Genomic DNA, 21544 nt, shown 5'->3' on the forward strand with positions numbered 1-21544 from the left:
ATTCCTCCTAGTGTGTATTCATAATACTTTTTGCAACTGTTCCACTCTTAAACATCATAAGTCCAAGTAGTAGAGCATATCCTAATATACTAAACAAGCTTGCGTGAATATCTGTAACCTGTACCGTTCTTATTAAAACGGTGTAGATACCTAAACATACCATCAAAAACAAACCTTGTAGTCCCAAGGCAAAAAGTCCCTTGATATAATTTGTTCCAATCTGACCCCATTCTTTATTTCCCATAGTCGCAAATGGTATGGATGATACTGATGAGTAGACATATATTTCAAACATACGCCCATATACTATTAAGGTAATAGTTAATGATATACATTGAATTGCAATCCTCACTAGGCTTGTTTCAACTAATATCATTATTAATGCACCAACATCTTTTTCTTTTAATGTATCAACCATTGCAACTATCTGATCTCCTGAAACAGTGGCAGAAGTAGTGATTACCCCTGCCGCTTTGTTTACAAGATTTTGTGCCACATCAAAGACTGCCATTGAAAATTCAAAGGCATGGCTTGCAAGGTAGACTGCTATAAACATCTTTATAATGTATTTGAAAAACTCAAAAGTATCTGTATCGTGCATATTATTCTTTTGCATAACCATATTTATGAGTTCAATACATAAAACTGCTGTTATAATAAGCCCTGCTATTGGAACAATCACATTATCATTAATGCTTTTTATGAAGTTATATACTTCTCCATTCCAACCCATTGGCGTCTTTCCAACATCAGTTGCAATAACTCCTACCTTGTCATTTATATCTAAGAACATGGACTCAAGATTTGCTTTGATACCTCCGAGTAGCATATCCTTAAAAAATTCAGTTAGCTTGTCAAAGATACCAAACATAGACTTTCTCCTATTTTAAAGCATTTGCAAGTAGTGGAATTAATTTGATACCGATTAGCACAATTCCTCCACCAGCCATAAGCTGCTTAATACCTTGAGATTTAGCACCAGGGTTATCATTACCATAACCTTCCATTAAGTTAATAACTCCCCATGCTCCTAAACCTGCACCAATTGCAGTTACAAGTGTTTTTAAAACTCCAACTCCAGCTGTAAAAAATTCCATATTATTCCTCCTCGTTTTCTTTCTTATTTTCTATTTTGTTTAGTGATTTAACTATAAAATTCTTGTAGACCTTATCTCCTTTTTTGTTTTCTTTGAAATATCCAAAGACATGGATCAGATCTCCTTTTTCAAATTCTTTTGCAATTTCTACCTTTTCTCCATATACTGAGCAATTTGTATATTCTTTGTCTTTTCCATATTTTTTTACAAGAGCAAAATTTGCTACTTGAACACTTTCTCCATCTTTTTCAAATTCTGAAAATTCAGCTTCCTTAACTAAATTTGCATTAATATTTATCATTTCTCTATCCATTAATTTCTTCTCCTTAATCTATAAATTTCAATTAAAAAAGCGACTGAACCTATATTTCAATCGCTAAATGTCTTATATATTAAATTGTTTTAAGTGGGACTTCTTATCCTTACCATTTTAACCTCCTAATTTTGAGTATAAAAAAAGACGATAGAGTTTTTAATTTCTATCGCCTAACATCTATCTGTATTAATTTTTTTCATTCAAAAAATAGTTTCTGTTTACTTGTGATAGTCTTCTATTTTATCCTCATATTTTTTTATAAGTTCTCGTGAATAAACTTTTTTGTTTTTTGAATCTCTAACTTCTTTCCAAAGAATGGAGGCTACTTTTAATTTATTCGAGTAGTTGTAACTATTTTCGTCTGCACAGAAATCCTTTAAAAATTTATTCCATTGACAAACCGAATTATCATACTTAGCATAATTTGATTTCCCATAATAAACTTTTAGCATATCTTGAATTGTAAAACTCAAATCATTTTCTCTTTTTACTTTTCTCCAAGCAGTAGCCATATCAGCAGTAAATTTAAATGGCGAAACATCTGTTAAAATTGAGAAATACTCTCTGAAATGTGTGTTAAAGGAGAACCCGCATTCAAGTAATGGAGTATCTAAGGTAATAGTTTCTACTTGTTTCTTTTCATTTTTTATTGATGACTTTTTAATCAAATCACCCTTAAAGTACTGTTCAATAATATAATTGAGTTCCTGTTTTGTACCTCTGTATTCTAATCCTAATGACTTGCATATCTGTGAAAGTTCTTCATGATACCAATAGTATTTATTAAACTCATAAAACGATGTGATTTTATCAAACTCAGGTCTACTTTCTATCAATATTTTATCTCCTTAAACCAATTTACCTAATGCGTTTCCCAATTTTCATTTTCTTACGCCATTCTGGTGCTATTCCATCATCAGACCAATATTCATCCATTTCTATAATCAAATCATCCTTAAGATGGATAAAGCTTACTACATGAAAAGACTCACTATTATCTCTTGGAAAGACTCGGCAAGCCAGAATAATGGTATTTGCATTTTCTTCGATTCGTTCTATTCCTCCATTCCAGTTTCCTGGATATTCACAATTTGCTTTTATATACTCATCTAAGGTAAATACCTCATTTGTGCAATGCCATTTTATAACGGCATTTTTTTGAAAAAATTTCCTAAGTTCTTCTGCATTTTGTGATAAAACTGTTTTGAAAAATCTATCTATATCCATAGTAATCAACTTAAAACCAATTCACTTTTTCATCTCTAAACAATGGTGTTTCACTCTCTTTGTAAGGATTGTAGTTATTACAATTACAGCCAAACTCTTTCAATGCTTTTATCTTATTATCGGCTGTCCAAACAATCAAAGAAATACCGTCAAATTCTTCATCTTTCCCCTCATTCATTTTATTTTTGAAGTGCCATTCTACAATAGTTTGATTATCCTTATGAAAAAATTGCTTTATATCCCAAGCAAGCACTTTTCCTCTTGTATTCCATTCATTAAACCAGTGCTTTACTGTTTTACAATTTTCATACTTAGGACTCCAGCACTCAATATAAATTACATTATCTAAAAAAATATCATCTATACCTAAGTCTTGTTGTGTGAGCCACATATCAAACCATAAACGAATGATTTTTTCTCTTTCATTCATAAATTTAAACACCTCTAAAATCAAATAATTATATACAATTGTACCATTTTTTCACTTAGTTTTATAGGTCTAACTAATTCCTCTTTACCTGTGATAGTCGTTTTGCTTGTTCTAGTAAATGCTCTATGCAAGTCTTAACTTTATCTGCTTGTTCTACTTATTTTCGTATTTCTAATATTTGATTGTAAAGGTTATTTTTATCTTTCCTCATATTGGCAACTTTGATTTCCGTTTGAATATATTTAAGATCTTGGTTTCTCTTAAGTATTCTTTCAGATATTTCTTGAAACTTTCAAATAAAATAAGTTATGCAATATACTAATCTTCCTATTTATTATTTTAATTTTCTCCAATTATTCTTAGTGTTTCTTTAAATTCTTTTGTCTTTGTTGCTTCTTCTAGTAGGATTTTTATTTCTTCATCTGTTAGTTCTTCAGCGTTTTCTATAAGGCTTTCTAAGATTGCTCCTCTTGTTATTAGCCTATGAGTTCTTTCTTTTCTTCTTTTTACTATGTCTTGTTTTAATATCTTATTTTCTTGATTTTTTAGTTGCCTTAATCTTTCTTCTGTATCATCAATTTTATCTTTAATTTCTTTTGACTCTTGTCTAATTTGGTCTAAATTTTTCATATATAATTCCTTTCTTGTAATAAAAAAAGACGATAGAGTTTTAGTTTCTATCGCCTAAGATATTCATCATTCATCCTAAATATTTAATTTTAGATTTACCATTCTTTTTGAATTCAATACGCATGATGTTATAAATAACATCAAATATATTACACAAAGTGCAACATTGCCACCAGACTTAGAAAATCCAAGCCTATTTAATGCAAATATTTCTATTGATACTAGCATTATAGAGCCAATCAATCCTAAAACTATCCACAAGTCACCTTTCTCTAAATCAATAAAGTACATGGCTAAGTAGAAGATTGATACTAATTGTAATATAAGACCTAATAGAACATTTAACAAAGATATTAAGTCTGAAAATCCATAATCAAAATAATGCTTACCAAGATAAATTGATATATAATTCAAAATAATCAACATCAATATAGAGAAGAGAATAATAACTACTTGACTTATATATTTTGATAGTATTATATTTTTACTTTTTATTGGTAGCATGAATTCATATTTATATAATTTTAAATCATAATCTTTTCTTTGAGATAAAAGGATCAACAAACTGTTAGCGAAGATTACAACTGCAAAATACGCAAAAACAAGCATTTGCGTGCTAGAAAAAAGATTTATCAAAATCCAAATTGTAAGCAAAAACGCATTCATTACACATATGTTTTTAATATTTTTATAATATATTTCTAATAATAGACCTTTCATATATTAGGATTCTCCTCCCTCTGTCAAAATCAGCAAAATTTCATCAAAATTAGGTTTATTTACAACAAATTCTTTATACTTATTCTTTATCTTCGATATATCTTTTACTAAAATATTTACTCTCCCATATTCTCTCCTATATGAAATTATGTCTGTTTTATCGACTTTTTCTAAATCCGTATCATTACAACGAAGTATCCCATAGTTATATAACAATTCATCTTTTTCTTCGCTCAACACGACTTTACCATTATCCATAAAAACTATATAATCAGCTATTTTTTCCAAGTCTGTTGTAATATGTGATGATATATATACCGAGTGTTCTGGGTTTTCTATAAATTCTAATAATATACATAAAATCTCATCTCTACTTACTGGGTCTAACCCTGAAGTAATTTCATCTAATATGAGAAGTTTTGTTTCATGAGACAATGCTATAGCCAACGATAACTTTTTTTTCATTCCAAATGAAAATTGCTTAGTTTTCTTGTCTATTGGCAAATTAAATCGATTCAAATAATTTTTAAAAATATCTTCTTCCCAATTACTATAATTAAATTTCATTACCTCATTTATCTCATTAGGCGTTAATAATAATGAAAAGTTTGGGTCATCTAAAACAACACCTATGTGTTTTTTAATATCTACTTGATTACAATCTTCAGTACCAAATATCTCTATTTTTCCATCATCTTTTTGAAACATTCCAAGTATACAAGAAATAGTAGTACTTTTCCCCGCTCCATTTCTTCCTATATTTCCTACAATAGATCCATAAGGTACTTCAATATTTATATTTTTCAAAGAAAAATCATTTGTTTTATTCTTTTTATTTAATCCAGATACCCTTAATGCTAATTTATTTTCATATGAATCCATCATTGCCCCTCCTCATATATCTTTTTTATTAAATCTATCAAATCATCTATTGAAATAGAACTTGATTGTATGCTCTTGACAATTTTCTTAGCTAAATCTTCCACTTCTTTATATGTTTCTATTTTTTGTAATTCAATATTTCTTGCTGATATAAAACTGCCTTTGCCATGAATAGTTTCAATAAATCCATCTTTTTGTAAATTTTCATAAGCCTTTTGAACTGTAATTACAGCTACCTTAAGATTTCTAGCCAATACTCTCATAGATGGTATAGAATCTCCAGTTTTCAAATCTTCATTCATAATTTGTTTTTTTATCTGATTTTCGATTTGTTCATAAATCGGTTCGCTAGAATCGGTATTTATTATAATATTGATATTGCACCTCCTGTTTCAGAAGTGTACTTATGTGTACTTGTTATTTTAATAATACCACCAATAAAAATTTTTTTCAACCCACTTAATTTCCCAATTTTGAGTATAAAAAAAGACGATATAGTTTTAATTTCTATCGTCTAAATCAAATTATTCTAATATACGTCAAAGTTATGTTACTAAAGTACTAATTTCTTCCATTTTCTAACCTTAGTTCTAAATGTACCAAATGGTGCTACTGTGTTTACATGAATAAATTTATAAACTTCCCAAGTTGCAGTTTTTGTTGCTTCATCTGCCCATTTTCTCATATGTGGTTTAAATAATTCTTCATCTGTTAATTCATCTATCAAAAGATAAATATCTTCTATATTTTTTATGAGTTGTTCTTTTAGTTCCTTTAAAGATTTATTAGCATAGGTATCAGTGAACCACTCATATAATTCTCCAAGTTGATTCCACTTGAATTTATCTGATGGTGTTTTAACATCTAATCCATTTTTCTCATCTTCTTCCCATTTTAATATTAAAGTCGTCCAGCCTACTTGATAGGCAAGATTTTCTGCTGGTGTCCTATCAACTTCTTCTAGTCTTTTATCTTTTAGTTCTTCTGGTATATTGTCAAACTCTGAAATATATTTTTCAAAAGTTTTCTTTATCTCATTTTTTAATTCTTCCTTACTTTCATAAGACCTCATATGCCTACCTCCATGGTTTGTATATAGATATTTTACCAAAAATAATTATATCTTAATATTTAATCATAATCTTCCAGTAACTTGTAATTCTTATGTTTTGTGATATCAAATTTATCAGATAGTAAAAGTCTTACTACTCTTATCTGGTACATACACGTGCCTCCATCCATTACTGTTATTTCAATAAAATTTTAGATAACTTTATTAAGATTTTCTTTGATTCCTTATAAATCAAGTTTAAAGAACTATAAGAATTTAAATCTCTTGTTCAAATTCATCTTCAAAACTAATAATATCGTTAGGAGTGCAAGATAGAGCCTTACATATTCTTTCTAAATTCTTAAATGTAATTGGTTTATCCTTGCCCATTTGTGCCATAACATTTGTTGTCAATCCTGCCATAGCTATTACATCAGTTTTCTTTAATCCTTTTTTTGCTAGTTGTATCCATAATGGTTTATAGTTAAGTGCCATAATATCCCTCTTTTTCTCTTCATTAAATTTATTCAATTATAACATAAATATTGATTTCATTCAATCTTACATTGATTTAGTGATTTGTTTTAGAGAATTTGTTGTGTTATTCCGTCCTTATTTTGCCATAAATTGCTTAATACCTTGAGATTTAGCACCAGGGTTATCATTACCATAACCTTCCATTAAGTTAATAACTCCCCATGCTCCTAAACCTGCACCAATTGCAGTTACAAGTGTCTTTAAAACTCCAACTCCAGCTGTAAAAAATTCCATATTATTCCTCCTCGTTTTCTTTCTTATTTTCTATTTTGTTTAGTGATTTAACTATAAAGTTCTTGTAGACCTTATCTCCTTTTTTGTTTTCTTTGAAATATCCAAAGACATGGATCAGATCTCCTTTTTCAAATTCTTTTGCAATTTCTACCTTTTCTCCATATACTGAGCAATTTGTATATTCTTTGCCCTTTCCATATTTTTTAACAAGAGCAAAATTTGCTACTTGAACACTTTTTCCATCTTTTTCAAATTCTGAAAATTTAGCTTCCTTAACTAAATTTGCATTAATATTTATCATTTCTCTATCCATTAATTTCTTCTCCTTAATCTATATATTTCAATTAAAAAAGCGACTGAAATTATATTTCAATCGCTAAATTTCTTATATATTAAATTGTTTTAAGTGGGACTTCTTATCCTTACCATTTTTACCTCCTAATTTTGAGTATAAAAAAAGACGATAGAATAACTTTACGCTTTTCTATCATCTATTGTGTTTATTGAACGTTTATTTAATTGTTTAACTCTGCAAACTGGAATTTTTTAATCTATTGATTTTTCTCAAAAAGCAAGCTTCCTATAAAGTTACCAATTACTGAAATTATCCCATATGCCAATATATAAATAGCTGCACTATCGTTGTAAAAGATAAATATAGTCGGTATAAATAACAACATAACAAACAAAGAAAATAACCAATTAAACGAATTTTTCATTCCATAAATCAATGAAACAATTAAGCATATAATTGGAATTGCAATTAATAAAATGAACATACCACTTCCAGTATCTATAATAAGAAATGGCGCTAGATAAAATGCAAGAATGATTATAATCAAATATATTAACATTTTTCTAAATTTTTCCATAAAAACACCCTCATAAATTCTAACTTATATAGCTCTATTATATTAAATATACCCTCGTCCGTGTAGTTATAACAGTAAATATTACAATCTTGTAATCACTGTATTTCCATTTAATTCAGTCCTACCTTTTTGCTTTAAATTACTCTTCCACATCAAATAAGTTTCTCTTATCATAATCTTCCAATAACTTGTAATTCTTATGCTTTGTAATATCAAATTTATTAGACAAGAAAGGTATTACTTCTCTTAGCTGGTATATACACTTACCACCATCCATTACAGTTATTTCATCTTGGCTCATAAGTTCCTTACCAGTCTTTTGGTAATTTAGACCTAAAGATTTTTGATTTGATCTTGTTTCCGATGTGTTATATAGGTCTATAGTTTCTTTTCCCCCTAGAAAGAGTGTAAAATCATTGTTACCAACTATTGTATCTACATGGTCTTTATAGATTGCTTTTAATTAAGATTGTACTTGCTGATATTTACCCTGAGAATTTTTAATTTCTATCTCCTATTAATACCTTATTTCTAGTCTTCTAAAATCGATACTTCAAGGTCTATCGCTTTAAATGTAACAGTTATTCCTACTTCTTCTTTTACTATTTTTTCAAATAGCTCAGCTATATCATATGGGGACATATCATATATATCTTCATACCATTCATTGCTTTCATCGTACATTGTCTCACATATTGCTTCAATATAATTTTTCTTATCCATAGTGAGTTCTGTATCACTTTCTAGAATAAACTGCTCCCCATTTATATTTAATATAATTAAAGATGATTTTCTATTTTTACACATTTTGCTTTCTCCATAAACTCAAATATTTAATCTATTTATTTTATAACTTGATTTTAACTTTACCTTATCTCTATTTGTTAGATACTCTTCAACATCAAACAAGTTTTTCTTATCATAATCTTCCAACAACTTGTAATTCTTATGCTTTGTAATATCAAACTTATCAGACAAGAAAGGTCTTACTCCTCTTAACTGATAAATACACTTACCGCCATCCATTACAGTTATTTCATCTTGGCTCATAAGTTCCTTACCAGTTTTTTGGTAATTTAGACCAAAAGATTTTTGGTTGGATCTTGTTTCTGATGTGTTATATAGGTCTATGGTTTCTTTTCCTAAGGTCTCTGATAACTCTTTTACTGTCGTTTTTTCTTTTCCTCCTAGAAAGAGTGTAGAGTCACAGTTACCAACTATTGTATCTGCATGATCTTTATAGATTGCTTTTAATTGAGATTGTGCTTGTAATATTATGCTTGCTGATATTTCTCTTGAACGAATTGTCGCTATTAGTTTCTCAAATTTAGGAATTAATCCTATATTTGCAAACTCATCAAGTAGACACCTAACATGAACTGGAAGTCTTCCACCATATACATCATCTGCCTTGTCACAAAGTAGATTAAATAATTGGGAATACATTATTGATACTACAAAGTTAAAGGTATCATCAGTATCTGATATTATTACGAATAAAGCAGTTTTTCTATCTCCAATTTTATCGAGTTCTAATTCATCTTCGCTCATTAGTTCTCTAAGCTCTCTTATATCAAAAGGTGCAAGTCTTGCTCCACAAGATATTAGAATTGACTTGGCAGTTTTTCCTGTAACAACTTGTCAAGGACTTTCTAATCATTTTTATCTCCTTTTTGATGTTTTTTCATCTCCATTTCTCTAAGCATTATCCTTTTTAATTTGTCTTGCATGGTTTCCGTTGCATTTTCATTAAAGTGGACAACAACCTCATAGGTTACTTTCCCAATTTTCTTTATCGTCTTTGTTCCTGTATTCTGTTCATTTTTATTTTCTTGCATATAGTTTTCCTCCTGTTTGTTGCAATTAAAAAAGACGATAGATTTTTACTTCTACCGCCTTGCTTAAAGCTCATATAACTGTCTATTCTGTTATCTGCATATTAAATTTTCAAATTCTTATTGTTTAACATTCCACCAAACATTGTATGATACATATCCTTAGAGGATTCTTCTATCTTGGTAATACTTGATATTTTATTTCCTGCGTCCTTTGATGAAGCTCCGCAAAGATAAAAGGCTTCATTTTCTGTTCCATAGTCTATTGCAATATATCTATCGTGATATTTTTTGCCTGCAACCTTCATTTTTAAGTTGATATTTGGATAATCTCTTCTAAAATCATTTAGGATGTTTTTTGTAAGCATATCTTTATTTTTCACATTGTCGCTAAAGACTATAATTTCAACATTGTCTTTTGCAGCTCTTAATAATTCTAAGGTTTTCAAGCCTATATAGTTATCTATTACGTAAATGCTTTTCTTTGCTGACTTATATATTTTTGTATAGGCAACATCCGCTTCAATCTTATCTCCATTCATCAAAAGGAAATGCTTGTAAGTGTCCGGATCGATAAAATTATCCATTACTTTTTTCAAATCTTCTTTAGTAGCCATTTGAGATTTTATTTCTGCAATATCATTTGTGTTTTGGTTGGTTTGAATAGCTATTTGGACTAATTCTTTTGAACCGATAAAATCTTGATTTTCAATAATGAAGTCTTTCATCTGCTTAAATGTTCTAATTAAGGCTCTGCTTTGCCTAATCGCAAGTTCTCCCCTTAATACAGTCATAAGCATATAAATACCTTGTTCCGTAAAGGCATTTGGTAGGTACCTTGAGCCGCCCCAACTTGAGGTGAAATTTTTGCACCTCAAGTTTTCAAACTCATTCTCGGTCAATTGAAACATAAAATCTTCGCCTTCAAACTTTTCAATATTATTTTTTACCTGTCTATTAAAGTTTTTAGTTTCATAACCATATATTTCAGCTAAATCTGCATCAAGCATTACTTTTTGTCCACGAATGAAATATATTTTTTCTTGTATAGTTTTATCATCTACAATAACTATCTCTTTATTTTCATCTGCCATGAAATGCACCTCCAAAATTATCTAAATATCTTTTCCAATCCGCCACGCACTGCGTAGCTTTTTGAAATAAGTCTCATATCTTTTTATATTTTTCTACTCCACCTTCAGCTTTTCCGATGTGTTCTACATTTTTCACAAGTCCCTTATTTACATTTTCATAAAACCATCTGCCAATCAAAGCCGGCGGTGTTGCTATTAACTCTCGTAAAACAAATTCTTTGTCTTTCGGCAAAAAGCTTATTTTATTTAGTAAGGTATTATATAAGTCAACATAACTTGTATTTTCTTGTAAACTGCTACACTTACAATATTCACTAATACTTGGGTAATTACCCTCTATAACTTTTTTAGTTAAAATTTTCAGTTCTTCATCGTTTACTGTAAATTGAATTCGCATTTATATATCCTCTCTTTATAACTGAGTTTATTATCATATCACTGTCATTTTATCATAAATACGATGATTTTTCCATACTGCAATTTTAAGCCCTCACATGATGTTTTCACACTTAGCTATATTCTGATACCTCTTTTGCCATTAACGCTCTAAAAAAGCCTCTCCACCGTCTTATATGAGATTATAAATGTTCTCCCTTGTCATAATCTTCAAGGGTATATACTGTTGATTTACTACACTCCTTTAATTTCCCTTTATCTTGTTCATACCAATGAATTAAGGTCGCATAATGGTCTTTGTAGTTTCTTCCTGTGCTTTGCATATAAGTCGAAAGCTTTTCTATCATTTTCTCCCTATGACCTTGCATTTTATCCTTTAACTTTCCATATTCTTCATCTGTTAAGGAAACATTTTTATATTCTCCGTAAAAAACGGGGGATATTTTTTCTATCTCCCCCTCTTTTTCTAACTCTATATCTATTTCTTTCTCTATATCTCCGTTGCAATTTTGTTGCAAAAGGTTGCAATGTGTTGCATTAGTGTTGCATTGCAACGCTTTTTGTCCTCTCGATTTTCTCGAACGCCTTGTAGACGCTGTTTCTGAACCTATAAGACTTGGGATTTCTGTTAAAAAATACTCGTCATTTTCTGTGATTATCTCCATCAATCCTTGTGCCATAAGATAGTTCACTATAACCATTACATCATCTTCCGTTTCATCAATCGTTAAGGCAAGCTCTTTGATAAAGTCTGTTTCTACTCCATCATAATACAGCTTCCCACTATCTTTTAAGCTAAGTAAAAGCAATTTAAGATAAATGATTGTATAGGTATCTCCTCCTGATATTTTTCTTAGCCTTTTGATTCTCTTATCTGTAAAAAAATCTTCTTTCAATTTTAACCAATAGTATCTTCTGTTGTCTGCCATTTTTATCTTTCCTCCCCTTTATTTTTATAATTTTCTTTAGCCTTTTCCTTGGCTTTTTGTTTGTACTGCCCCTTTCTTTCCTCTTGCTCCTGAAATTTTTTCAGTTGTGCAATAACACTTGGTTTATCTCCTCTCTTAATTGCCTTGTCTATTTCTATGATTAGGTCTATTCCATACTCGTCATTGACAATCTTTACTGCATATTTGATATGGTCTATCTGCTTAAATTCATCTTGTACTTTAGCTTTATCTTCGGTTAAATTTTGTATCTCTTTTTCAAGGATTAATATTTCTTTTTGCCAAACACTCGACTTTATGGCTGATGTCCCGGTAAACTTTTCTATGGTCTTTCTTGCTCTTAGGTATCTGTCTATTCCTTTTTTATGAGAATTATAAAAGCTGTCTTTGAATATGGTTTTGCTTTTGTATTCCTGATAGACTTCTTTGTTTTCTTTTATAGAATCTATGCAGCGTACACACTGATTTAGGTCTTTAATTCTTTGTGTTTTACTCTGAATATCACCACTTATCTTTTTACTTTGCTTTGCCAGTTCAATGACTTTTTCTTGTAGGTCTGCTATGGTTTGAAGATGATTATCTTTTAGATAGTAGATTGCTTTTACAAATCTCTTTAGGTCTGCATTTCCCTTTTTTATCTGTCCATAGTAGGATAGATTTTTTATTTTTTCTCCCTGTATTTCGTTGTAGATAGAAATATATTCATAAAGGTTAAAGAGTTCTGCTTTGTTCTCCAGTTCATCTTTCTTGGTCTGTTTATACTCATCGTATTTTGCTTGCAGATTTCCAAGTAAAGAGTCTATCCATGAAGTGATTTCTTTTATCTTGTTCTTGATGGCTTTTACTAAGGAATTATGCTTTTTGATTTCTCTGTTGATGTTTCCTTTGTCGGTTTCGATTCCTTTTTTCTCTAAGGCACTTGCACTTGCTCCTAAATGTATGGTTGGGATTTCTTCTATCCCTTGTCTTTTGTAGGAGCGATGATCCACTCTCTTTTCCTGATGATTTTTTTCTAAATACTGATTACAAAGGCTTGCAAAATTCTCTCGCCATTTCTCTGCATTTCCTTTATCGTTCCAATCCGTCAGTTCTATTTTCCTTGTTTTGTAGTTTCCACTTTTTAGTTTTATCTTTTCTCCGTTTTCATCAAGAACATATTCTTTTTTGCTTTTTGCCTGCCACTCTCCTTTTTCATTGATTGGTCTAAGGGTAGTCATAATATGTGCATGGATATTATTATTTTCTTCATCACTTTCATCATGAATGGCAAGATCTGCTATCATTCCTTTTGATACAAAATTTTCTTGTATGAAGTCGGTAATGAGTTTCTTGTTTTCTTCAAAGGATAATTCTTTTGGTAGAGCAATAATAAAGTTTCTTGCAAGCTGTGCGTTACTTGCTTTCTCATTTAGTTCAACGCTATTCCATAAAGTAGTTCTATCTTTTAATGCTATGGGAACATTCTCCGGCAAGAAGATTTCTGAATGTAAAAGTCCTTTTTTATTATGATAGTCATGAACTTCTCCATCCCATTCATTTTTGATTTTCTCACAAGAGATATATGCTGCACTTGCAACTGCCGATTTACTTTTTCCTCTGCTTATCATGGAAATATTAAAGTGAAATGTTTCTGCCATCTTCATAAGCTCCTTTCATTTTTTATTTGTTTTTAGGTAAAGGAAAAAAGCAGACAGGCTATTTTTTGTATCTTTTCCTATCTGCTTTATCCGTATATTTTTATTAAGTTTTGGATTTTTTAATACTTGCTAAAATCCCTTAGTTTTTCTAAGGGCGCAATTATACACCCTAAAGGGTGTTTTGCGTTCTGCGAAGCTTTTTGCCCTTGCAGGGAGCTTCTGAAAAAACTAAGTTTTTTTATTCTGTTCACTCAATATCTGTTTCATCTTCCATATCTTTTCCATTTATCATTTCTTCATAGGCTTGTCTGTATTCTTCTGTATCAGTAGCAACTTTAAGTAGTTCTTCTATCTCCTCATTGGCAAACATAAGGGAATTTTCAATTACTCTTTCTACTATCAAGCCTCTTTGTATGAGCCTGTGATTTCTTCTTTTTCGTTCCTTTTCATTTGCCAGTTTTTCTAATTTTTTGCCTTGATTTTGTAATTGTTTCAGCTTTACATCGCACTTTTCTCTTTCTTCCTGAAGTTCAGAAATTTGTTCCTGTACTTCCTGTAATGTTTTTTCTTTCTTCATTTTTAATTCCTCCGTTTTGGTATCTGCTTGTTTCCATAAAGAAAGGTTAAGCACCTTTTTTGACACTTAACCTTTCCAAGTTTTTAGATTTTATCTTCTAAAATCTTTCTCAGTTTTTCTAAAATCCTATCCCTCCTCCCACTGATTGCTTGATGTGTAACTTTCTCTCTTCTGCTGATTGACCTTAGACTTTCTTCTTTGTAGAAGATGGCTTCCATTAGTTCTCGTTCTTCTTTTGTAAGAGTATTTAATGCTTTATGAAGTTCTTCAATTCGCATTTTTACTTCTACAATTTTTTCTAAGTCTATCTTTTCATCTATGATGTTATCTACAAAGTGTCCATCATGATCCAGTGCCGAAAATGGTATTACATTATGCTTCCAATCTTTTCTTTGGAGATACTTTTCATGCTCTGTTATCTTCCAATAGGCTTTGTAGACTTCTTCACTTACAGGTACGGCTTTGCCTTTTACATAAAGGTAATATTCTTTCTTTGCCACTTAGTCATCCTCCTTTTTAAGTTCTCTGTTTTGGTTTTGAGAATAAAAAAGGAGGACTTCTACACTTTGGCGTAAAAAGTCCTCTCGGCTTAAAAACTAATGTTTTATATAATTTTCTATTTGGTCGTTTCTGGTAAAGTATTATTGCTATGTGTAAGCAATTCCAAGAATAAAAAAGGATAATTATATCGTTCTGTGAAAACCGAAACTATAAGTTTTGACATAATTATCCCTCCATTATTTTCCCTCCTAAGTAAATTTATTATTAAATCACTCCTGCTTTTTCAAAATGCTTTTTGAGTATCTTTGTTGCAACGAATGCTCCTATGCAAGCAAGAACAAATGTTATCAAGGCAAAGCCTACTGCCCATGAAACTTTGAAATAAGATAATGCTTCATTTATTTGTGCTTCACTCATTTTCCATTTTGATGCTCTTTCCACAAAAGAAGCTGTTCCGAATAAAATCACAGGAATTACTGTCCCTAAAAAATCCGCTAATGCAAATATCCCATATCCAATAATCATTCGTCCCTTGCTCTCATAATTTCCTATAATCAAATCACATATAATTCCACCGATTACAGCAAAGACTGCATGAGGCAAATGTCCTCCTGACAATGCAATTAAACCAAGAAGCGTTCCTGATATTGTAAATACGCCCTTCTTTTTAACTTTCAAAGCCATAAGGATATAAACGGTAGCAGCTACCATAAAGCTAACTCCTGAAGCAATAAATCCTCCAATCACTGTTGTTGCCATAGCAAATGCAACCGCCATGTATATGACAATTCCAATTGCATTAAAGATTCCGATTGTAATAAAATCACGACCATTTAATTTGTTTTTCATAAAAGTCCTCCTAATAAATTTTCTGTATTACTATCACAAGAGCAATCATCAAAGCTCCTAATAGTCCAATCAACAAATCCGTTGTTCTAAACCTCAATTTTGTTAATGTAACCCTGTTCTCATCACTATCAAGTCCTCTAATGAGTGCTGAAGCTGACAGTTCATCTGAAATCTTAATCATTCTCATTAAAAGCGGAACAAGCGTATATTCAATATATTTAATTGGATGTAGCAAGGGGAAAAATCTACTTGTTACGATTCCTCGAATCTTCATATTCTCTTTTAATGCCTTGAGTTCTATTTTTATAGTTGGTACAAACCTAAGCAAAACACTAAAAGGTATACCAATGCTTCTTGGTACTTTCATTCTATTTAATGCTTCAAGCATTTCACTTACACTTGTAGTCTTTGTTATATATCCACCAAACATAGCAATTAAGGTCATCCTTGATGCAAAGTAAATAAACATATATATTGCAAATACGATACTTGCTTCACAAAACTTTCCAAGCCATAACTCTATGCAGTATAAAATCACAAAAAACAAAATAAAGCGTAATGCTCTTTTCCACATACTGCTGTATACATACAGAAAAAAGGCAAAGAGAATCAGTCCGAAAAGTAGAATTGTATCGCTTATAAAAAAGCTCGTAAATCCAACAATTGGAAGTAGAGTAAGTTTTATTCTCGGATCGACTGTTTTTCTATCCATCAAGTTATCTACCTCCTCTCATCTTGTCCAATATGAGAATTTTATTACTTTCACTCATATTCAAAACACTTTCTATTTTTCCATCTCCCATTACCCAGAGCTTACTCACTGTGTTCGCTAAAAACTCAAAATCATGACTTATTACCAAAACTGTTATCCCTTTTTTTAATTGTTCTTCAATCAGTTTTGCGACTGAAAGCATTGAGTCTTTATCACAACCTGATGTTGGTTCATCATAGATGAAAACTTTTGCCTGTTTCATCATTCCACAAGCTATTGTCAGTCTTTGTTTTTCTCCTCTTGATAAAGCAAACGGATGCTTATCTATATATTTATCTAAGCCAAGAACATTCAAAATAGACTTTGCCTTTTGGGTATTTTCTTTTTTATCTTTATTTGAAATACCAAGCAGCATTTCATCAAGTACACTTTCCGAAAATAACTGATAGTCTGAATCCTGAAATACAAAATATGACATATCCATTAAATCTTTACGATTCAACTCTTTATCTTTTTCCGCCCATATTTTCCCCTCTTTTATCTTCTCAAGTCCTGAAATTACCCTTGCAAAAGTAGTTTTCCCAGTACCATTTAACCCAATAAGACCAATGGCTTTTCCACACTCCATATTGAAATCAAGATGATTTAAGATGTATTGATTTTGCTTATTTCCAACCTTAGTTGCACTTGGGTAACAAAATTTCAAGCCTTTCCCACTGATACTTTCATCATTTAATTGATATAAATCTTTCTTCTCACTTATCCTGTATTCTTTTAATTCAAGAGTTCTTAGTCCATTATCATCCCAAAACTTCCCTTCAAGATGGATAACTTCTTCCCGACTCAAGTCCTGTGCAATCTCTCCATCTTTAACCAAAAGAAAACGGTCAAATAAAGATTTTACATAGTACAAACGATGTTCAATTAGAACAACAGTTGTTCCCTTTTTCTTTAATTTTTCCAAAATTAAAAATAGGTCAAATGTTGCTTTCATATCCAAATTTGCTGAAGGCTCATCTAAAATTAAAACTTTCGGATTCATTGCATAGATGCTTGCAATAGCTATCTTTTGTTTCTGCCCGCTTGATAATTCAAAAACAGATTTTCCTTTCAGTTCCTCAATATCCAGCTCTGCATATACTTCTTCTACTCTCTGTTTGATTTCATATCTTGATTTGCAGATAGTTTGAAGCCCAAAAGCTATTTCTTCATCTGTCGTTGTCGTGAAAAATTGACTTCTTGGATCTTGAAATACAGTACCTACAATACGCCCTATTTCATGAAGCGATAATTTGCTTATATCTTTTCCGGACGCAAAGGCTTCTCCTTGCATTTTGCCTTTGTAATAATGTGGAATAAGACCATTCATTACACTTCCAAGAGTACTTTTACCACTTCCACTTTTCCCTGAAATTAAAACAAATTCACCTTTTTTAATTTCAAGATTGATATTTTTTAAAGCAGTTCGCCCATCTTCCCATTCATAAGAAACATTTTTTAACAAAATCATGATTATACCTCGTACTGAGCTTTCCATAATTTTGTGTAGTAACCATTTTTCGCAAGAAGTTCACCATGCTTTCCTTTTTCAAGTAAATTTCCTTTTTGAAATACGAGAATTTGGTCAGCTTTTTGAATTGTTTTTAAATGATGAGCCACTACAAGTACAGTTCTATTCTTTGCAAGTTCTGTAATAGCATCCTGTATCAAAGATTCATTTACAGGATCAACATTACTTGTCATTTCATCAAGAATTAAAATCGGTGCATCTTTTAGAAAAGCTCTTGCAATAGATATTCTTTGTCTTTGTCCACCTGATAAAATTCCTCCATTTTCGCCAATATCAGTTTCATAACCTTTTGGTAAACTCATAATGAAATCATGTATTCTTGCTTTCTTTGCAGCTTCAATGATTTCCTCTTTTGTAGCTCCTTTTTTACCTACTCTGATATTTTCTTCAATCGTGTTATCAAACAATTGAACATTCTGCATGACAATGCTAATACGGTCTAAAAGCTCATCATAAGGAATATCCCTTATATCAATTCCTCCGAGTGTAATTTTTCCTTTATGCACATCATAAAATCTTAGAAGTAAGTTGGTTATAGTGGTCTTTCCACTACCTGATTCTCCAACTAAGGCTGTCATTGTTTTTTCAGCAATAGAAAAGCTCAATTTTTCCATTTTAAATTCATCTTTTTCATAGGAAAATCCAATGTTATCAAAAGCTATATCATTATCTTTCGGAACAATTCCATTCACTTTATCCGGGATTACATCTGCATATAAAATTCTTGAAAGTCTTTCGTAACTATCTACCGCCGAAACATAGTTCATATAGTGTTGTTCCATAGAAGCGAACGGCTTATAAAACTCTTTTGAAATTACTGCAAAGATAATAAAATTAAGTACATCAAGACTTCCCTTTATAACAAGTATTGCTCCTGCAATTAAAAGAACTAAATATCCAATATCCAGTAAAAACCCAAATATAGATAGCTGTTTTGCCTTGAATCTTGAAGCTACTTTGCTTGTTTCTCCAAACTTTTTTGTCTTGTTCATAAGCTCATTATCCAAGCTTTTATTGTTTGAAAAACTCTTTAGTACAGGTATTCCTCTAACATATTCAACAAATAAGCTAACCATATCAAGAAGTGCTGAATTATTCTGATTCTCTATTCTTTCAGATTGCTTAATTGTCAGATATAGAAAGACAAGTGCAATCGGAACAGATACAGCCATTAGAATAGCAAGTTTGAAATCAATACTTGCAAGACCGATAAATACGACTGCACCTATCAAAAAATCGCCAAACATTCTCGACCACATGTGTCCTACAACAAGAGACATATTATCAACATCTTTGTGTAAAATTGTATTGATCTCTCCCAGTCTTTCATTGGTATAAAATCCCAAACTGAATTTTTTCAATTTAATAATCATGCGTTCTCTGATTTGCTGAACAATATCAAAACCTGCACTATGCTTTTTCATATCTGCAACCATATTACAAATGCCTTTGAATACTACAAGTAACCCAATTGCAATAAAACCTTTATATAAACTTGCTAAACTCGTCCCATCAAATATCTGAAACAGTATAGAAAATACGATAACAATCATGGCTATGGAGCTTAGTCCATAAAGGGCAAAGAATACACTTGATATAATCAAATCTCTCTTGCCGGTTTTTGTAAGCAGCTTTAACATTTCTCTAAACATTTTCTGTTACCACCTCTTTCAAATTCCATCTATCTACCTTGTTCTGTGCTTCAACCATATCCTTATAGAACTCACATCTTTTCATCAACTCTTCATGGCTTCCTGCATCAAGAACAACACCCTTATCCATAACTATAATTTGGTCTGAATCTCTAATTGTGTTTAGATGATGAGCAATTGTAATAATGGTTTTATCCTTGCTTAAATCGTCAATTGCTTCGCCGATTAGTCTTTCATTTTCACTATCAACAGCTGCCATTGCTTCATCTAATATTAAAATCGGTGCATTTTTCAGTATCATTCTTGCTATGGAGATTCTTTGTTTTTCTCCACCAGATAACTTAACTCCCATTTCACCTACTCGTGTTTCATATCCATTTGGCAATGCTGAAATAAAATCATGGCATCTTGCTTTTTTAGCAGCTTCTATGACTTCTTCTTTTGTTGCATTTAGTTTTCCAATTGCTATATTTTCAAAAATACTTAAATCAAAAAGGATAACTTCTTGTTGCACACTACCAATCAGCATTGAGATATTTTCTTGACTATATTCTTTTATATCTTTTCCATTTATCAGTATTTGTCCTTCATCTGCATCCCAAAATCCCATAAGCAAATTAGATACAGTACTTTTCCCACAACCACTTGCTCCTACAAAGGCGTTCAAACTATTTTTCTTAAAATTCAAATTGATATTTTTAAGCTCAAAGCTATCTTTTCCGTATGCAAAATTCACATCTTTAAATTCTATATTTCCAAATTCTAAACCTTGTTCTGTCTTTTTCTTTGGAAGCGGAACTGTTAAAACTTTTCCAATCGCCTTTAGTGCTTCCTTAAACACAATAGAAAAATGTTGCAATGTAGCCGTCTTACTTATAGATGCAGTAAAAGCAGACGATAAAATAATGGCAAGTATAAAATTAGGGGTTGTAATATTTCCATAGTAAAGAAATATACTTCCCAAAATCATGACAATAACTACTCCAATTTCCATAAATATGTCAATGAGTCCCATTGGAATTGTAATTGCTCCCATGCTCTTTTTAACCCAGTAAATATATTCTCTTGCCGTTTTTAATGTTCTTTCACTAATCTCCTCTTCTTTAGCAAAAGCCTTAATCACAGAAATATTTTTTACATATTCCATTAGCTCTTCTCTCATCTTATTTTCATGGTTAAAGTAAATAGCAAAGTTTTTATCCATTGTTTTCTGTGAAAGAACTTTTACCAAATACATGAGTGGAACTCCAGCAATCATTCCAAGAGCAAGACGCCAATCAACAAAAATCATAGCTACAAAAATAATGGTAGGCAGAAGTGTAACTGCCATTATTTCAGGAAGACCATGGGCAAGGTATACTTCCACTTGCTCTACATCATGTTGAACAATGTTGGTAAGCTCTCCTGTATTATGTTCTTTAAAGAATCCCAAACTTAGTTTTTTCAGATGACCGATAATATCTAACCTAAGTTCTGTTAATTTTTCGTATGCTTTCTCATGGGCAACCTTTGTTGCAAAATAATAAAACACTCCTTTTAATACAAACGATATAAAGATTCCCAAGAATATATACTTTAAATTACCTTCGTTAATATTGTTTGTGATTAAAGAACTAATCAAATATACAAGTAAGATTTGTGGTATCAAATCAAATACTATTTTTAAAGCAAGAAGTGAATTGGATAAACTATTTTTCCCAATCACTTTTTTCCTTAATTCTTTTTCCGGCATGAACAACTCTCCTTTCAAAATTGAATAATATTGAATTTCAATTCAG

28 protein-coding genes and 3 pseudogenes are annotated in these 21544 nt (G+C 30.9%); all 31 read right to left on the bottom strand.

The genetic code is table 11. From position 1 onward, the window contains the following. Positions 1-7 precede the first annotated feature (7 nt). Positions 8-871, bottom strand: coding sequence for a VirB6/TrbL-like conjugal transfer protein, CD1112 family (locus J2S72_RS06165; RefSeq protein ID WP_307495193.1), 864 nt, complete (start codon positions 869-871; stop codon positions 8-10). Between the two features lie 10 nt (positions 872-881). Then, a complete protein-coding gene (locus tag J2S72_RS06170) occupies positions 882-1097 on the bottom strand; it encodes a Maff2 family mobile element protein (protein WP_000394203.1) in 216 nt (71 codons plus the stop codon). Position 1098: 1 nt separating this feature from the next. Beyond that, a complete protein-coding gene (locus tag J2S72_RS06175; protein WP_006740599.1) occupies positions 1099-1410 on the bottom strand; it encodes a hypothetical protein in 312 nt (103 codons plus the stop codon). Between the two features lie 221 nt (positions 1411-1631). After that, positions 1632-2249, bottom strand: a complete 618-nt coding sequence (locus J2S72_RS06180; protein ID WP_023055624.1) for an SAP domain-containing protein — start codon at positions 2247-2249, stop codon at positions 1632-1634. A 22-nt stretch (positions 2250-2271) separates the two neighbouring features. Then, positions 2272-2640, bottom strand: a complete 369-nt coding sequence (locus J2S72_RS06185; RefSeq protein ID WP_023055642.1) for a hypothetical protein — start codon at positions 2638-2640, stop codon at positions 2272-2274. A gap of 10 nt (positions 2641-2650) precedes the next feature. Further along, positions 2651-3070, bottom strand: a complete 420-nt coding sequence (locus J2S72_RS06190) for a nuclear transport factor 2-like protein (protein WP_023055635.1) — start codon at positions 3068-3070, stop codon at positions 2651-2653. 339 nt (positions 3071-3409) lie between these two features. Further along, positions 3410-3700, bottom strand: coding sequence for a DUF3847 domain-containing protein (locus J2S72_RS06195; RefSeq protein WP_023055637.1), 291 nt, complete (start codon positions 3698-3700; stop codon positions 3410-3412). Positions 3701-3775: 75 nt separating this feature from the next. Beyond that, positions 3776-4420 (bottom strand): ABC-2 transporter permease, encoded by a 645-nt coding sequence (locus J2S72_RS06200; protein WP_023055633.1) that lies wholly within the window; start codon positions 4418-4420, stop codon positions 3776-3778. Positions 4421-4423: 3 nt separating this feature from the next. Then, on the bottom strand, positions 4424-5302 hold the full coding sequence (locus tag J2S72_RS06205) for an ABC transporter ATP-binding protein (protein WP_238318884.1): 879 nt from the start codon (positions 5300-5302) through the stop codon (positions 4424-4426). Next, on the bottom strand, positions 5302-5679 hold the full coding sequence (locus J2S72_RS06210; RefSeq protein ID WP_074017833.1) for a GntR family transcriptional regulator: 378 nt from the start codon (positions 5677-5679) through the stop codon (positions 5302-5304). Before J2S72_RS06210 ends, J2S72_RS06205 begins: the two co-directional genes overlap by 1 nt. Before the next feature lie 176 nt (positions 5680-5855). Then, positions 5856-6374, bottom strand: a complete 519-nt coding sequence (locus J2S72_RS06215) for a ClbS/DfsB family four-helix bundle protein (RefSeq protein WP_023055630.1) — start codon at positions 6372-6374, stop codon at positions 5856-5858. A 62-nt stretch (positions 6375-6436) separates the two neighbouring features. After that, positions 6437-6556: pseudogene (locus J2S72_RS08750) on the bottom strand (conjugal transfer protein); the annotation flags it as partial. Between the two features lie 73 nt (positions 6557-6629). Further along, positions 6630-6848: a helix-turn-helix domain-containing protein gene (locus tag J2S72_RS06220; RefSeq protein ID WP_004830100.1), complete on the bottom strand. Its 219-nt coding sequence runs from the start codon at positions 6846-6848 to the stop codon at positions 6630-6632. Between the two features lie 117 nt (positions 6849-6965). Next, complete coding sequence (locus tag J2S72_RS06225; protein ID WP_004825242.1) at positions 6966-7124, bottom strand: Maff2 family mobile element protein; 159 nt, start codon at positions 7122-7124, stop codon at positions 6966-6968. Position 7125: 1 nt separating this feature from the next. Beyond that, entirely contained in the window at positions 7126-7437 is a 312-nt protein-coding gene (locus J2S72_RS06230) for a hypothetical protein (protein WP_023055631.1), read from the bottom strand. A 238-nt stretch (positions 7438-7675) separates the two neighbouring features. After that, a complete protein-coding gene (locus J2S72_RS06235; RefSeq protein WP_036739488.1) occupies positions 7676-7996 on the bottom strand; it encodes a hypothetical protein in 321 nt (106 codons plus the stop codon). A gap of 142 nt (positions 7997-8138) precedes the next feature. After that, positions 8139-8459: pseudogene (locus J2S72_RS06240) on the bottom strand (DEAD/DEAH box helicase family protein); the annotation flags it as partial. Positions 8460-8527: 68 nt separating this feature from the next. Then, positions 8528-8803, bottom strand: a complete 276-nt coding sequence (locus J2S72_RS06245) for a hypothetical protein (protein WP_023055626.1) — start codon at positions 8801-8803, stop codon at positions 8528-8530. Positions 8804-8821: 18 nt separating this feature from the next. Next, a pseudogene (locus J2S72_RS06250) lies at positions 8822-9637 on the bottom strand (VirD4-like conjugal transfer protein, CD1115 family); the annotation flags it as partial. An 11-nt stretch (positions 9638-9648) separates the two neighbouring features. After that, positions 9649-9834 carry a transposon-encoded TnpW family protein gene (locus J2S72_RS06255; RefSeq protein WP_028078917.1) on the bottom strand — a complete coding sequence of 62 codons (186 nt, stop codon included), beginning with the start codon at positions 9832-9834 and terminating at the stop codon, positions 9649-9651. Between the two features lie 101 nt (positions 9835-9935). After that, a complete protein-coding gene (locus J2S72_RS06260; protein ID WP_002838522.1) occupies positions 9936-10925 on the bottom strand; it encodes an ORF6N domain-containing protein in 990 nt (329 codons plus the stop codon). 73 nt (positions 10926-10998) lie between these two features. Further along, on the bottom strand, positions 10999-11322 hold the full coding sequence (locus tag J2S72_RS06265; RefSeq protein ID WP_028078916.1) for a hypothetical protein: 324 nt from the start codon (positions 11320-11322) through the stop codon (positions 10999-11001). Positions 11323-11503: 181 nt separating this feature from the next. Continuing rightward, positions 11504-12250, bottom strand: a complete 747-nt coding sequence (locus J2S72_RS06270; RefSeq protein ID WP_065355236.1) for a phage replisome organizer N-terminal domain-containing protein — start codon at positions 12248-12250, stop codon at positions 11504-11506. 2 nt (positions 12251-12252) lie between these two features. Further along, positions 12253-13905: a MobQ family relaxase gene (gene mobQ / locus J2S72_RS06275; protein WP_307495194.1), complete on the bottom strand. Its 1653-nt coding sequence runs from the start codon at positions 13903-13905 to the stop codon at positions 12253-12255. Between the two features lie 247 nt (positions 13906-14152). Beyond that, a complete protein-coding gene (locus tag J2S72_RS06280; RefSeq protein WP_028078447.1) occupies positions 14153-14482 on the bottom strand; it encodes a DUF3847 domain-containing protein in 330 nt (109 codons plus the stop codon). Positions 14483-14565: 83 nt separating this feature from the next. Next, the gene (locus J2S72_RS06285) at positions 14566-14982 is read right to left on the bottom strand and encodes a sigma-70 RNA polymerase sigma factor region 4 domain-containing protein (RefSeq protein WP_001074477.1); all 417 of its coding nucleotides are present in this window, start codon (positions 14980-14982) and stop codon (positions 14566-14568) included. 265 nt (positions 14983-15247) lie between these two features. Continuing rightward, positions 15248-15832, bottom strand: a complete 585-nt coding sequence (locus tag J2S72_RS06290; RefSeq protein WP_000791747.1) for an MptD family putative ECF transporter S component — start codon at positions 15830-15832, stop codon at positions 15248-15250. A gap of 10 nt (positions 15833-15842) precedes the next feature. Beyond that, positions 15843-16547, bottom strand: a complete 705-nt coding sequence (locus J2S72_RS06295; RefSeq protein ID WP_025194627.1) for an energy-coupling factor transporter transmembrane component T — start codon at positions 16545-16547, stop codon at positions 15843-15845. 1 nt (position 16548) lies between these two features. Further along, complete coding sequence (locus J2S72_RS06300) at positions 16549-18054, bottom strand: ABC transporter ATP-binding protein (RefSeq protein WP_028078446.1); 1506 nt, start codon at positions 18052-18054, stop codon at positions 16549-16551. A gap of 2 nt (positions 18055-18056) precedes the next feature. Beyond that, positions 18057-19766: an ABC transporter ATP-binding protein gene (locus J2S72_RS06305; RefSeq protein ID WP_004837644.1), complete on the bottom strand. Its 1710-nt coding sequence runs from the start codon at positions 19764-19766 to the stop codon at positions 18057-18059. After that, complete coding sequence (locus J2S72_RS06310) at positions 19759-21498, bottom strand: ABC transporter ATP-binding protein (protein WP_001114256.1); 1740 nt, start codon at positions 21496-21498, stop codon at positions 19759-19761. Before J2S72_RS06310 ends, J2S72_RS06305 begins: the two co-directional genes overlap by 8 nt. Positions 21499-21544 lie beyond the last annotated feature (46 nt).

This window comes from Peptoniphilus koenoeneniae (assembly GCF_030812875.1).
Lineage (GTDB): Bacteria > Bacillota > Clostridia > Tissierellales > Peptoniphilaceae > Peptoniphilus_B > Peptoniphilus_B koenoeneniae.

What these genes read in the sequence shown, in the direction of transcription:
- J2S72_RS06165 (WP_307495193.1), bottom strand. Translation starts at nt 871, where the DNA reads ATGTTTGGTATCTTTGACAAGCTAACTGAATTTTTTAAGGATATGCTA.
- J2S72_RS06170 (WP_000394203.1), bottom strand. Translation starts at nt 1,097, where the DNA reads ATGGAATTTTTTACAGCTGGAGTTGGAGTTTTAAAAACACTTGTAACT.
- J2S72_RS06175 (WP_006740599.1), bottom strand. Translation starts at nt 1,410, where the DNA reads ATGGATAGAGAAATGATAAATATTAATGCAAATTTAGTTAAGGAAGCT.
- J2S72_RS06185 (WP_023055642.1), bottom strand. Translation starts at nt 2,640, where the DNA reads ATGGATATAGATAGATTTTTCAAAACAGTTTTATCACAAAATGCAGAA.
- J2S72_RS06190 (WP_023055635.1), bottom strand. Translation starts at nt 3,070, where the DNA reads ATGAATGAAAGAGAAAAAATCATTCGTTTATGGTTTGATATGTGGCTC.
- J2S72_RS06195 (WP_023055637.1), bottom strand. Translation starts at nt 3,700, where the DNA reads ATGAAAAATTTAGACCAAATTAGACAAGAGTCAAAAGAAATTAAAGAT.
- J2S72_RS06200 (WP_023055633.1), bottom strand. Translation starts at nt 4,420, where the DNA reads ATGAAAGGTCTATTATTAGAAATATATTATAAAAATATTAAAAACATA.
- J2S72_RS06205 (WP_238318884.1), bottom strand. Translation starts at nt 5,302, where the DNA reads ATGGATTCATATGAAAATAAATTAGCATTAAGGGTATCTGGATTAAAT.
- J2S72_RS06215 (WP_023055630.1), bottom strand. Translation starts at nt 6,374, where the DNA reads ATGAGGTCTTATGAAAGTAAGGAAGAATTAAAAAATGAGATAAAGAAA.
- J2S72_RS06220 (WP_004830100.1), bottom strand. Translation starts at nt 6,848, where the DNA reads ATGGCACTTAACTATAAACCATTATGGATACAACTAGCAAAAAAAGGA.
- J2S72_RS06225 (WP_004825242.1), bottom strand. Translation starts at nt 7,124, where the DNA reads ATGGAATTTTTTACAGCTGGAGTTGGAGTTTTAAAGACACTTGTAACT.
- J2S72_RS06230 (WP_023055631.1), bottom strand. Translation starts at nt 7,437, where the DNA reads ATGGATAGAGAAATGATAAATATTAATGCAAATTTAGTTAAGGAAGCT.
- J2S72_RS06235 (WP_036739488.1), bottom strand. Translation starts at nt 7,996, where the DNA reads ATGGAAAAATTTAGAAAAATGTTAATATATTTGATTATAATCATTCTT.
- J2S72_RS06245 (WP_023055626.1), bottom strand. Translation starts at nt 8,803, where the DNA reads ATGTGTAAAAATAGAAAATCATCTTTAATTATATTAAATATAAATGGG.
- J2S72_RS06255 (WP_028078917.1), bottom strand. Translation starts at nt 9,834, where the DNA reads ATGCAAGAAAATAAAAATGAACAGAATACAGGAACAAAGACGATAAAG.
- J2S72_RS06260 (WP_002838522.1), bottom strand. Translation starts at nt 10,925, where the DNA reads ATGGCAGATGAAAATAAAGAGATAGTTATTGTAGATGATAAAACTATA.
- J2S72_RS06265 (WP_028078916.1), bottom strand. Translation starts at nt 11,322, where the DNA reads ATGCGAATTCAATTTACAGTAAACGATGAAGAACTGAAAATTTTAACT.
- J2S72_RS06270 (WP_065355236.1), bottom strand. Translation starts at nt 12,250, where the DNA reads ATGGCAGACAACAGAAGATACTATTGGTTAAAATTGAAAGAAGATTTT.
- mobQ (WP_307495194.1), bottom strand. Translation starts at nt 13,905, where the DNA reads ATGGCAGAAACATTTCACTTTAATATTTCCATGATAAGCAGAGGAAAA.
- J2S72_RS06280 (WP_028078447.1), bottom strand. Translation starts at nt 14,482, where the DNA reads ATGAAGAAAGAAAAAACATTACAGGAAGTACAGGAACAAATTTCTGAA.
- J2S72_RS06290 (WP_000791747.1), bottom strand. Translation starts at nt 15,832, where the DNA reads ATGAAAAACAAATTAAATGGTCGTGATTTTATTACAATCGGAATCTTT.
- J2S72_RS06300 (WP_028078446.1), bottom strand. Translation starts at nt 18,054, where the DNA reads ATGATTTTGTTAAAAAATGTTTCTTATGAATGGGAAGATGGGCGAACT.
- J2S72_RS06305 (WP_004837644.1), bottom strand. Translation starts at nt 19,766, where the DNA reads ATGTTTAGAGAAATGTTAAAGCTGCTTACAAAAACCGGCAAGAGAGAT.
- J2S72_RS06310 (WP_001114256.1), bottom strand. Translation starts at nt 21,498, where the DNA reads ATGCCGGAAAAAGAATTAAGGAAAAAAGTGATTGGGAAAAATAGTTTA.